The 12144-nt window shown below is 42.6% G+C and carries 10 protein-coding genes; all 10 read right to left on the reverse strand.

Going from position 1 to position 12144, the window contains the following annotated elements; genetic code table 11:
• Positions 1-145: 145 nt before the first annotated feature.
• The 10 genes from JMX48_RS00005 to JMX48_RS00050 all read right to left on the reverse strand — a co-directional run bounded on the left by JMX48_RS00005 (position 146) and on the right by JMX48_RS00050 (position 11901).
• On the reverse strand, positions 146-754 hold the full coding sequence (locus JMX48_RS00005) for a BLUF domain-containing protein (protein ID WP_201533005.1): 609 nt from the start codon (positions 752-754) through the stop codon (positions 146-148).
• A gap of 346 nt (positions 755-1100) precedes the next feature.
• A complete protein-coding gene (gene ispD / locus JMX48_RS00010) occupies positions 1101-1841 on the reverse strand; it encodes a 2-C-methyl-D-erythritol 4-phosphate cytidylyltransferase (RefSeq protein ID WP_201533006.1) in 741 nt (246 codons plus the stop codon).
• Between the two features lie 133 nt (positions 1842-1974).
• On the reverse strand, positions 1975-2280 hold the full coding sequence (locus tag JMX48_RS00015) for an FtsB family cell division protein (RefSeq protein WP_201533007.1): 306 nt from the start codon (positions 2278-2280) through the stop codon (positions 1975-1977).
• A gap of 136 nt (positions 2281-2416) precedes the next feature.
• A complete protein-coding gene (eno, locus tag JMX48_RS00020; protein ID WP_201533008.1) occupies positions 2417-3733 on the reverse strand; it encodes a phosphopyruvate hydratase in 1317 nt (438 codons plus the stop codon).
• A 577-nt stretch (positions 3734-4310) separates the two neighbouring features.
• The gene (locus JMX48_RS00025; protein ID WP_201533009.1) at positions 4311-6671 is read right to left on the reverse strand and encodes a heavy metal translocating P-type ATPase; all 2361 of its coding nucleotides are present in this window, start codon (positions 6669-6671) and stop codon (positions 4311-4313) included.
• Between the two features lie 231 nt (positions 6672-6902).
• A complete protein-coding gene (locus tag JMX48_RS00030) occupies positions 6903-7127 on the reverse strand; it encodes a heavy-metal-associated domain-containing protein (protein ID WP_201533010.1) in 225 nt (74 codons plus the stop codon).
• A 247-nt stretch (positions 7128-7374) separates the two neighbouring features.
• Complete coding sequence (locus tag JMX48_RS00035; RefSeq protein ID WP_201533011.1) at positions 7375-7629, reverse strand: heavy-metal-associated domain-containing protein; 255 nt, start codon at positions 7627-7629, stop codon at positions 7375-7377.
• A gap of 27 nt (positions 7630-7656) precedes the next feature.
• Positions 7657-8532 carry a 3-deoxy-8-phosphooctulonate synthase gene (gene kdsA, locus JMX48_RS00040; protein ID WP_201533546.1) on the reverse strand — a complete coding sequence of 292 codons (876 nt, stop codon included), beginning with the start codon at positions 8530-8532 and terminating at the stop codon, positions 7657-7659.
• A 478-nt stretch (positions 8533-9010) separates the two neighbouring features.
• On the reverse strand, positions 9011-10645 hold the full coding sequence (locus tag JMX48_RS00045; protein WP_201533012.1) for a CTP synthase: 1635 nt from the start codon (positions 10643-10645) through the stop codon (positions 9011-9013).
• A 194-nt stretch (positions 10646-10839) separates the two neighbouring features.
• The gene (locus tag JMX48_RS00050) at positions 10840-11901 is read right to left on the reverse strand and encodes a porin (protein WP_201533013.1); all 1062 of its coding nucleotides are present in this window, start codon (positions 11899-11901) and stop codon (positions 10840-10842) included.
• Positions 11902-12144: the final 243 nt, after the last annotated feature.

Below are 12144 nucleotides of genomic sequence, written 5' to 3' on the forward strand. Positions count from 1 at the left end.
CTCAGGGGTGTAGGTTTGTCTTTTCATTGTCGTATTCTCTCAGAATTTTAGGTCTCCGACAATCCCGGGGCGGTTCACTCTTTTATTAAATACTATCTAGGACGTGTTGAGTATTCATAAATCATAAAAGCGACTAAGCTTTACGTTATAGCATCAGCCAAAGCAGGGTTAATAAAATCAATCCACCCAGTATGGTCTGAATCAAAAAAAACGCTTGGTGCTGCCCAACGACTTTACCCAACGTTAAACCTAACGTACTGTACTTTATAGGTTGAGTATCAACCTCACCGCTCTCTACTTGTTTCACGTAATAACCTTGTAAAATATCCAAAAACTGCTGGCATTCATTGGTATCCCAGCTATCAGGCTTGAACGGCATAAACGACTTGAGCTTTGGCTCGTCAATCATCCATCGTTCAAGCGTAATAGAGCGTAGCGACCAGCCAGCAAAACGGCGCTCAGCAAGTGCTGAAAAATCTAATATCTTTAAGTCTTTGTGTCGATCATCTACCAGCAAGCGATTCTTTAGATTGGTCAATGCTTGCTCGGTACCTTCCACACATTGTAAGAAGTAGCCATTGCCATAGCAAAGAATACCAGTAACATTGTCCGTTTTATTGTGCTTAGTGGCGACTTCTGCGATGTCGTTAAGCGTGCTGGCGTTTGACAGACCAGTCGAAGTAATCTGGCTCAAATATACCAGTTGGCAGAGATCTGGTGTTACTGGATTTGTAGAATCATTAACTGTTGACAATCAGCTTCTCCCTATTATTAGGCAAATGTAGCTAAGACAACCATACTAACTTTAGAAAAAACATAGAGACAAGACATTTGAGAATCTCAAATTGGCTTGGTATATTATTGATTTTATAAATGTTTATATTAATTGTATTAAGTTGGTTACATCATAGGCTACTTTCGTCATCAAAGCAATATATGATTATCTTATAAAACTACTTATGCACGCTAAATAATCGTCTAGCATAAAATATATTAATAAAATGATATGTTTGATTTTTTGCTATATGGCGCAGTGCTATTCCATCCAACTAGATACAAATAGAGTTTTGAAAAGTTACCTAACGTCCGTTCAACATGCCCTAGGCTTGAGCGTTGAGAATTGCTGCTAGCAATGTCGCATCATCGGGATAGGTTAATTTGATATTTTGGCGGCTACCAATAACCAGACGAATAGGCAGTGCTAAGTATTCAAAAGCGCTGGCTTCATCTGTGATAGTGAGCTGATGCTCAGAGACATAATTTAGTACTTTTCTTAGTTGTCCCAGTCGAAATACTTGCGGCGTTTGCGCTTGCCACATATTATGGCGATCGACGGTACGTTTGGCATAAGCATGTCCATCACTCTCGTCTAACAACCTCTCGGTCAGCTCAGACTGGCTATAGGACTCTTTGAGAGTATCAGACACTGGTGTCGCTAAAATAGCACCATAAGTTTCTGTCATAGCAGCCGTAATCACTTGATCAATATCATGGCTAGGTACGGCAGGACGGGCAGCATCATGAATTAGAACCAAATCTGAGTCGTCAGCACCCGTATTACTAATCGTCATGACCCCTGCTTGCACTGACTGCCAACGCTCACTACCACCAACCGCATAATGTATAGGAAGCGCAAAATCGAGTGTCTGCGCCGTACGGTCATCAGCTGCGACTACCAATAAGCATTTATCAATATAATCACTAGCAGCAAGCCGTGCCACGCTATGCTGTAACAACGTCTGCCCTTGAAGCATTGTATATTGCTTGGCAACCGACGCACCAAAACGACTGCCGCGACCAGCAGCGACAATCATGGCATGTATATTAGGATGATTATTCATAAGGTAAGACTCATGGTTGAAACCCATGACGGTATGGTTAAAAAGAGGGGCAAATTAAAGTTAAAACAGAATTAACAACGAACAACGTCTTTATTATAGATAACAAAGAGCGGTACAACGTTATATTACATTATTAGCGACTGTGTATGGTTGGTGCAGTTGATACTTGGACAAAAGTCTCATTTGGTTTGATCAACCCTAGGTCTAAGCGAGCGTGCTCTTCTACTGCTTCAAGACCATTTTTTAAATCATAGACGTCAGTACGTAATAAGTTGTTCGCGCCCACTTGGTTGTCATTTAAATGCTGCTGCTCCTCAATTTGAGTCAGCAATTTATTACGCTCAAAGCGCCCATTCTCACCCAACCAATACTGATATTGCAGTCCTAACAGCACTGCAACCGCTAAAGCAAGGAGGATAAATTGGCTAAAGTATTTCATGTGATAACGCCAAACGATAGAGAAATAGTAAAATAAAAATTGGCCAAGTCAGCTAGACGATATATGACATATCGCCTAGCATTAACTTGAGCTATTGACTTAAAACGCTTAGTTTACACGTCTTAATTCAAGCTTCTTAACCACGTAGACCGATAAATTCTTCGCGACCACGGTAGCTTGCACGTACTTGTTGCTCGATACGTAGCAATTGGTTATATTTCGCAACGCGATCTGAGCGGCATAATGAACCAGTTTTGATCTGGCCAGCAGCAGTACCAACGGCTAAATCTGCAATAGTACTGTCTTCGGTTTCACCTGAACGATGCGAGATAATCGTCGCGTAGCCGTTTTTCTTCGCAAGATAAATGGCATCTAACGTTTCTGATAAAGTACCAATTTGGTTAAATTTAATCAAAATAGCATTGGCAATGTGCTTATCAATTCCTTCTTGTAAGATAGCAGGATTGGTCACAAATAAATCATCACCGACCAATTGTACTTTATCGCCAATCTGCTCAGTTAAATACTTCCAACCATCCCAATCAGACTCATCAAGACCGTCTTCGATAGAGATAATAGGATATTGACGCGCCAAACCGACTAAGTAGTCTGAGAATCCTTGGCTATCAAACGCCTTATTGCCCTCGCCTGCCAAGATGTATTGACCGTTTTTATAGAACTCACTGGCTGCGCAGTCCAAAGCCAAGTGAATGTCTTCACCAGCTTTATAGCCCACTTGCTCAATTGCTTGCATGATAACGGTAATCGCTTCTTCATTGCTACGCAAGTTCGGTGCAAAACCGCCTTCATCACCGACCGCTGTATTCAAGCCTTGTGATTTTAAAACCGACTTTAGGCTATGAAAAATCTCCGTACCAGCTCGTAGTGCTTCTGAAAAGCTGGTGAAGCCAACTGGCTCAATCATAAACTCTTGGATATCAACCGTGTTATCTGCGTGCTCGCCACCGTTTAAGATGTTCATCATTGGTACAGGCATCGTGAGTGATGTCTGGTTGCGTAGATTGGCAATGTATTGATGTAGTGGCAGATTCTGTGATTTAGCAGCGGCTTTGGCAGTCGCAAGCGACACTGCTAGCATGGCATTAGCGCCAAGGCTGTCTTTGTTTTCTGTACCATCTAACGCAATCATTGCGTCATCGATGCCCTGCTGCTCAGTGACGTCTTTGTCCACCAAAGCACTGCGAATCTGGCTATTGACGTTGGCAACGGCTTTTTTGACGCCTTTACCCATGTAGCGATCTTTGTCGCCATCACGTAGCTCTAATGCTTCACGCGAACCCGTTGATGCGCCGCTTGGTGCAGCAGCACGACCAATGGTGCCGTCAGCTAAGATAACATCTGCTTCAATCGTTGGGTTACCGCGCGAGTCTAAAATTTCACGTGCGCGAATGTCTTTAATTGCGGTGACGTTGTTGGTTTCTTCAGCGTACATAATGTCTGTTAATTCCTTTGGTCATGCCAAGTTTGTGGGATAAATAACGGCAACTAGGGCGTGTCATCATTTAGACTGTGAGGCTCAAAATGAGATAAATTGCCGTCAAACAAGGAAAATAGCGCAGATAATATCGAGATATTAACCAGTGATTTGACGATGTTTGGCAAAATTTAGCCATTTTAAGACCACTAAATGATTAAGTGTGCTAATTGATGACATGCCCTAGAATACAAAAAAAATAAAGCAAACTATCGTATAGCAGCTATGCCTAAAACAGCTTTTCATATTTATGAAATCGGCCCGTTTTGAGCAAGATTAAAGGTTTGTTTGAAACATTAACCGTCAGCTATAGTGCTTGGCATCATAGCATAAATTTTGTCAAACTGTCCTTATCTTACATCGACTAACGATCATAAACTCCAACATAAACAGCAATATTATCAATTATCAGTTTGTCTCAATACCTACGGTATCAAAAGTAATAACTATGGTATCAAAAGTAATAACTATGGTATCAAAAGTAATAACTATGGTATCAAAAGTAATAACTATGGTATCAAAATCAATATGACTCTTATGATTTTGTTAGATCTTTCGCTTTAGTATGGGAGGTAGAGACCGTATTATCCAGCTCAACCTCAGTCTTAAACCGCGTTAATCGCAGTGCATTCATCAATACTGAAATAGAACTCAAGGCCATCGCAGCAGCGGCAATCATAGGATTTAAAAAGCCAAACGCCGCGAGTGGAATACCAAGACAATTATAAATAAAGGCAAAAAACAGGTTTTGTTTGATGTTACGTAAGGTTGCTTGCGCAATTTTTTGCGCCGCATCGATATGCATCAGCGACTCACCCATTAAGCGGGCAGAGGCACTATGCTGCGCCACATCAGTTGCTTCAAACATAGCGAAGCTGGCGTCTGCGGTTGCCATCGCTGGCGCATCGTTGACACCATCGCCTGCCATCGCCACTTTATGGCCTGCTGTCTGCAATAAAGCAATTTGACTGGCTTTATCACGTGGGCTCATTTTACCATATGCTTGGCTAATACCTAGCTGCCCTGCCACATGGTCAACGACAGACTGTTTATCACCACTCATCAAAATGACATGAATACCCGACTCTTTTAGCGCAGCAATCGCTTGTGGTGTATCCGCTTTCAAATCATCCGCTAAGGCAAAAGCACCCAATGCCTCATCGTTAATACTAATCGCAACGGTGCTGGCTATTTGCCACACTTTTGGCATGAGCTTGGGCAGTATCAAGTTCGTAAATTCTGCGGTACCGACCTTTACAACTCCCAGCCCTTCGATGTTTGCTTGTATGCCAGCGCCTTTAACGACATTAATATCAGTCACATTCATCAATGGCAAGTTTCGCGCAGTTGCAGCATTAATTAATGCCGTCGCTAGCGGATGACTGGCATGCGCTTCAACGCTCGCAGCAATTTGTAATACATCATCGATTGCTAATGATTTATCCACCATTACTTGATCGACGATAGTGGGTTTACCGATGGTCAATGTGCCTGTTTTATCAAGCACCACCGTATCGATACTACCAGCGGCTTCAAGGCTTTGGGCATCTTTAAACCAAACACCGTGACGCGCCGCCACTCCCATACCAGCCATAATCGCTGCTGGCGTGGCCAACCCAAGCGCACAAGGACAAGCAATAACTAAGACGGATACAGCATGCATTAAGGCGGTATCAAGCACGCCCGTCAGCCACCACGTTAGCCCAAAGGTAATCAAGGCAATCATAATAACAACTGGCACAAAGACAGCTGTTACTTTATCAGCAAGACGCGCCAAATTGGCTTTTGAGCCTTGAGCATCGCTCAGCGCTTGTACCATATCACCGAGCTTAGTATCGCTGCCTTTCGCACTGACGCGGTATAGTAAGCTGCCGTTTTCTAGCAAGGCACCTGCGAGTAATCCATCGCCCACGTCTTTTTTGAGTGGTACCGACTCACCTGTTAAATGACTCTCCTCACACCAACCGCTACCATCGATGACGACTCCATCAGTGGCGACGCGGCTGCCTTGTTTGGCACGCAAGATGTCACCCATTTGTATGTCTTTAAGGGCAACATTATGAAAATCACCGTTTGGCTGCTGCTGCTCAACTTCATCAGGGGTCAATGACAATAGTAGATCGATACTGTTTAGACTGTGCTTTTTGGTACATTCTTCGAGATATTTACCAGTCCGCACAAAGGCGATAACCATCACACCTGCTTCAAAATAAACCGCTGGGCTATTATTAGCACCGTGACCGCCAGTATGACTGTTTTGTAGCAAATTATTTAGGCTACTATCGCCATGAGTGAACCAAAGGTAAGTCGAATACGCCCAAATAGTGACTGTACCAATGACGACCAGCACATCCATATTGGCAAGACCACCTTTGATTGATGCCCAAGCACTTTTATAAAAGGGTAAAGCAAAGCCAAACTGTACAATCGTCGCTAAAATAAACTGGAGCCAAATAGGAGGCATCCACGCCATACCAAAACCTGTCAGCATGCCAGCCATACCGACTAAAAATGGCAGCAAACAAACCCACAATCCAATTAAGCGCCACGGATACTGAGTTGCTGTATCCTCATCTGTCTGTGAAAATAAACTATCGGCTGCCTGCAAATTGGCGACAAAACCCGTTTTATTTACCCATTCTGTGATCTGCTCTGGCGTCGTCTGCGTCGGATCATAATCCACATTGGCCGTCTCGCCCGCAAAGCTCACATTTACCTCATGTACCGAAGGCTTTTTGTTAAGTACCTTCTCGATACGTGATGCACAAGCCTGACATGTCATGCCATCAATCGCCAATTGCAGATGTGCACGCTCCGGCGCAAGTTGTATATCTGACTGTATATCAGTCTCAACATCGTAGGTATTTTGGGTATCGGTACGGGTAGAATCATTCATAAATAGGACTCGCCATGGCGTTTATAAATTGTTATAAGCCATAAAAACATCAGTGGATTAAAGGTGCTAAATCAAACAAGCATCACATTCTAAAATTAAATATTTTTTTTAAAGCATAAAATTAGTAGGCAATTATTAATAATTTTAGGATTACATATTAAATGCAGTGCCAAATTTCAATCACTAAAAAACCAGCCATGATAGCTGGTTTTTTAGAATGGACGACAAAACTTAAGAATTAGCGACTGTCGCATCGAAACCAGCGTCATCGATAGCAGAAGCAATCACTTCTACACTGGTCTTGCTATCGTCGAAGGTTACGGTCGCTTGATTGTCCAAAAGCTCAATACTAATATCGTCTAAACCGTCGATGTCCGCGGTCGCGTTATGGACGCTTGCCACGCAACCACCGCAAGTCATACCGTCAATTTTGATAATACGGGTTTGGTTTGCCATGATAGGCTCCTTATTTTTATTAATGAATAAACTGATTTTATAGCCATCTCTTAGATAGCTATCTCTCAAATAGCCATTTCTTAAATAGTTATTAAAAAACCATCAAACAAGCATAAGCTGAATGGCTATCGACAACAAGGCCGTTTGGTTGTTACTTTATTAATGGTTTCAAACTTAAGAAAATCAAGGCTTCTAGGCGACGGCTTAGTAATAAATCCGATTTTTAAATAAAACCCAATCGTAACATTTAATCATCATAACGTGGGTTTTGGGGCGCATCAATCGGAAATGGCTGGGTAACATAATCAACCATACTAATCGCCGCAGTCAATGCATGAATACTGGTATCTGTGTCATCATAACTTACGGTAGCGATGTGATTAGCCGTGTCCAGCTCGATAGCAGTCACGCCTGAGATATTTTTCAATGCGATCATTACGCTATCTATCCCTTCGGCATTATCAATGTTTTCGATACTTACCTGTGCCATTCGCATCGCCATCGTTTGCTCCTATGATTATCTACGCTATTAATGAGTATCTAGTGCCTCAAACCCTTTAACCAAGTCATCAATCTGCTTTAGCTGCTGTAAAAATGGCTCTAATTGGCTCATTCTTAAGGCACAAGGCCCATCACATTTTGCTGTTTCTGGATTTGGATGCGCTTCTAAAAATAACCCTGCCAGCCCTGTTGCCATACCGGCACGTGCCAGCGTGGTAATTTGCTCTCGGCGTCCGCCCGCACTATCACTACGACCACCTGGCTGCTGCAAGCTGTGCGTCACATCAAAAAATACCGGGATATTCATTTGCTTCATCGTATCAAAGCCAAGCATATCAACGACCAGATTGTTGTAGCCAAAAGCACTACCGCGCTCGCAAAGGATCAGTTTGTCGTTACCGCCTTCAAGGCATTTATTCACGATATGGCGCATCTCATGGGGCGCTAAAAACTGGGCTTTTTTGATATTAATAATGGCATCAGTCTTAGCCATCGCATGCACCAAATCAGTCTGGCGTGACAAAAAAGCAGGGAGTTGAATAATATCAGCCACTTCAGCGACTGGCGCTGCTTGATGCGGTTCATGCACGTCAGTGATGATCGGTACTTGGAACTTCTCTTTAATTTGTCCCAACCAATCAATCCCTTGCGAAAGTCCAGGGCCACGATAAGAGTGCAAGCTTGAACGATTGGCCTTGTCAAAACTGGCTTTGAATACGTAGCCGATACCCAAACGTTTGCATATCTCAATGTATTGCTCAGCAATCTCGAACGCCAATTCTTTAGACTCTAAGACGTTCATGCCACCAAACAATACAAATGACTGATCGTTACCAATATTGATTGTCTTATTATCAGGTGTTGTAAGTTGAATATGCGATTGTGCGGTTAATAAATTTTCCATTGAGCCATTATCCTCTTTATTGTTATCCATCTTTCTATTCCATATTGTAACCGATAGGCCGACTAAAAAAAGTATACAAGCGTAATTACCTGCAATCGAGCGTCATAACAGATCTAAAATCATAACCCACATCTATTGCCTCAAATAATAGTCGGTGAAAAGTTAAATCAATACATTAGGGCGTGTTTGATCCTTCAACCATGGCACTGACAGGAACTATTTTTTGGGCGATTCGACGTTAAAAATCGTAAGTTTAGTCATTCTAAGCGTCTATTTTTAACAATGAAGCGGCAAAAAAGAGTCCTGTCTCTGCGAGCTGATATAAATTTTTTCACTTGCTGTGCCGTTGCAGACAGAGGCTTCGCAAAATTCATTCCAGCAGTACTGTGGCGCTTTTATTTTTTATGACTATAGTCAAAAAAAGACCGATCCGAAGATCAGTCTTTTTAGGGTAATTGAAGTGTTACGGCTTCAACGATTATTTGGTTTCATTAAAGTTTTTTGCAGCTTTAACAAAGCTATTAAACAATGGATGACCACCACGTGGTGAGCTCGTAAACTCTGGATGGAACTGCACCGCGACAAACCATGGATGTTCGCTAATCTCAACCGACTCCACCAAATGCTGCTTGGCAGAATAGCCTGAGATGGTCATACCAGCTTGCTCTAATGGCTCTATATAGCGGTTATTCATCTCATAACGATGGCGATGACGCTCAGTGATATTGCTTGCGCCATAGATTTGGCTCAGTTTGCTACCAGCAACCAGCTCAGCTTGCTGCGCGCCTAGGCGCATCGTACCGCCAAGATCTGAGTCATCACTACGAATCTGTAGCTCACCACGCTCATCTAACCATTCAGTGATGAGACCAATGATAGGCTCTGCTGTTTTGCGATCAAACTCAGAAGAGTTGGCATCAATCTTCAAGACATTGCGCGCGTACTCTATTACAGCCAGCTGCATACCCAAGCAGATGCCTAGATACGGAACGTTGTTTTCACGCGCATAAGTAATGGCTTTTATTTTGCCATTGGTACCACGTTCGCCAAAACCACCTGGTACTAAAATAGCATCCGCATGGTCAAGACGTGCAAACAAATCGTCGTCACTCTCTAAAAGCTCGGCATCAATATAATCGATTTTTACATCGGCTTTATGAGTAATGCCTGCATGTAGCAAGGCTTCGTTGATAGATTTATAAGCATCAGGCAACTCAACATATTTACCGACCATCGCTACCGTCACCACGCCTTCAGGATTGAGCTGGGCTTCAACCACTTTATCCCAATCACTCAAATCTGCTTCCGGCACATCAAGACCGAAACGCTCACAGACCAAATCATCAAGGTCTTGCTCATGAAGCGTACGCGGTATTTGATAAATACTTTGTGCATCTTCACACATAATGACTGCACGCTCTTCAACGTTGGTAAAAAGTGCAATCTTACGACGATTGTCTTGCGAGATGTGATGGTCAGAGCGGCATATTAAGATATCAGGCTGTAAACCGATAGAACGGAGCTCTTTCACTGAGTGTTGGGTAGGCTTCGTTTTGGTTTCACCCGCACTAGCAATGTAAGGTACCAACGTCAAGTGCATCAACATGGCTCTATTACGGCCCAGCTCTACTTGCATTTGGCGTACGGCTTCCATAAAGGGTAGCGACTCGATATCACCGACCGTGCCGCCAATCTCAATAATAGCGATGTCATAGCCTTCGCCACTGGCCAAGATCTTACTTTTAATCTCATCAGTGATATGTGGAATGACCTGTACGGTACCACCAAGATACTCACCACGGCGCTCTTTATTGAGAACATTTTGATAGATGCGACCACTGGTGAAGTTATTGCTCTTACTCATTTTTGAATGACGTAAAAAGCGCTCATAGTAGCCCAAATCCAGATCTGTCTCCGCGCCATCTTCGGTAACGAACACTTCGCCATGCTGGAACGGACTCATCGTACCTGGATCGACGTTAATATACGGGTCCATTTTGGTCATCGTAACGGTCACGCCACGCGCTTCTAAGACCGCTGCAAGAGATGCTGCGGTGATACCTTTTCCTAGTGAGGACACTACCCCACCGGTCACAAATATAAACTTGGTCATAGTATTCTGTCGGCAATTGGTAAAGAAGGATTTTACTAAAAATACGCCATAAAATATAGGGCAAAAGCACAAACTCTTTGAAACTCTTCATTTTCAGCACGTGTTTATTGTCATCCACGGCCTACTTGAAAACGCATAACAAAAAAACTCACCCCGAAGGGTGAGTTTTTTATAAGCAAATGCTAATGGTTAGATTAGAATTTGTATTCTAGACCAGTACCAACTACAACTACTTCAGCATCGCCTCTAGTAGATACCATACCACTGTCTGTGTTAAGTGTCTTAAGATCATCAGCACTGTTTATACCAGCATAGGCATGAGCAATGATGTTGTCTTTAAAGAAGTATTGACCACCAACAACGATCTGATCTGAGTCTGAACCATCCCAGCCATTTAAGTTGTTAGTCTTGTTGTACTGGGCATAGACGTTTACTGGACGAGCAAAGTTAGTTAGGCCCATTATAGCGCTAACAACTAAGCCTTTCTCCTTTGTAGTATTACGATCATAATCATAATCAGCAACTTGATATAGAGCACCAAGTGTTACAGGGGCTGCGATAAATTTACCTAAGTCAACAGTAGCTGTACCACGGATGATATCACCGCTGATATTTTGATCTTTATCATATGCTACACCAGCAGTGAAGCCTGTGCCTTGGTCAAACATTGCAGCAACACCATAGCCAGACTCATTGTTAAAGTCATCATCATCAGAGTTGTACATAGCAAACACTTGTAATGGAAGGCCTTCGTATTTCGGTGCAGTCCAAAGAACTGAGCTTTGAATACGGTTACTATCGGCCATGTTCAACGCGTCAACAACTTCATTTTCTGTATCGTTATTGCCTAGGTTATCCCAATAACCTTGGTTAACAACAACGTTGTTAATTTTGTCTAAGCTAGATTGGTTTTTACCAACACGGAACTCACCGAACTGCTTGTTGGTCAAACCAAGATAGGTATCACGGTTAGTGAAACCATTGCTGTCACCATCGATACGTGTACCATATTCTAATTGATAAATAACATCAGTGTTAGCAGTCAAAGCTTCAGAGCCTTTAAAACCGATACGTGAAGCATGAGAATTAATCTCTATTGTGTCTTCATCAAAATCATCTCCACCGACAACGCGTGAATCAAAATCAGCGTTCACATAGTCAGCAGCTAAAAATGCTTTACCATAGATAGTCGGTGCTGCATTGGCTGCAGATACGGATAGGGCAGCAACGGCTGTAGCTAAAAGTAGTTTTTTCATGGGGTATCTCCACTTTACAATTTTAGTAATAAGCTAGCTATTATTAGCTGGTGCTCACAATGGTATCGTCACAAATCCTCAAAGATATAATGTGTAACTGGCTACCTAAATCAGTCAGAAACAAGTGTGGCGTATTTCTATTACAGTAAGATGAAAAAACCAAGACTTACATAACTATGATCAAAAGCGTAACTGCCATGTAAACTTAAGTCTTTATCGGTCTATTGCGTAACATCCGTTACC

The sequence above is a fragment of the Psychrobacter immobilis genome, from assembly GCF_904846225.1.
Taxonomy (GTDB): Bacteria; Pseudomonadota; Gammaproteobacteria; order Pseudomonadales; family Moraxellaceae; genus Psychrobacter; species Psychrobacter immobilis_F.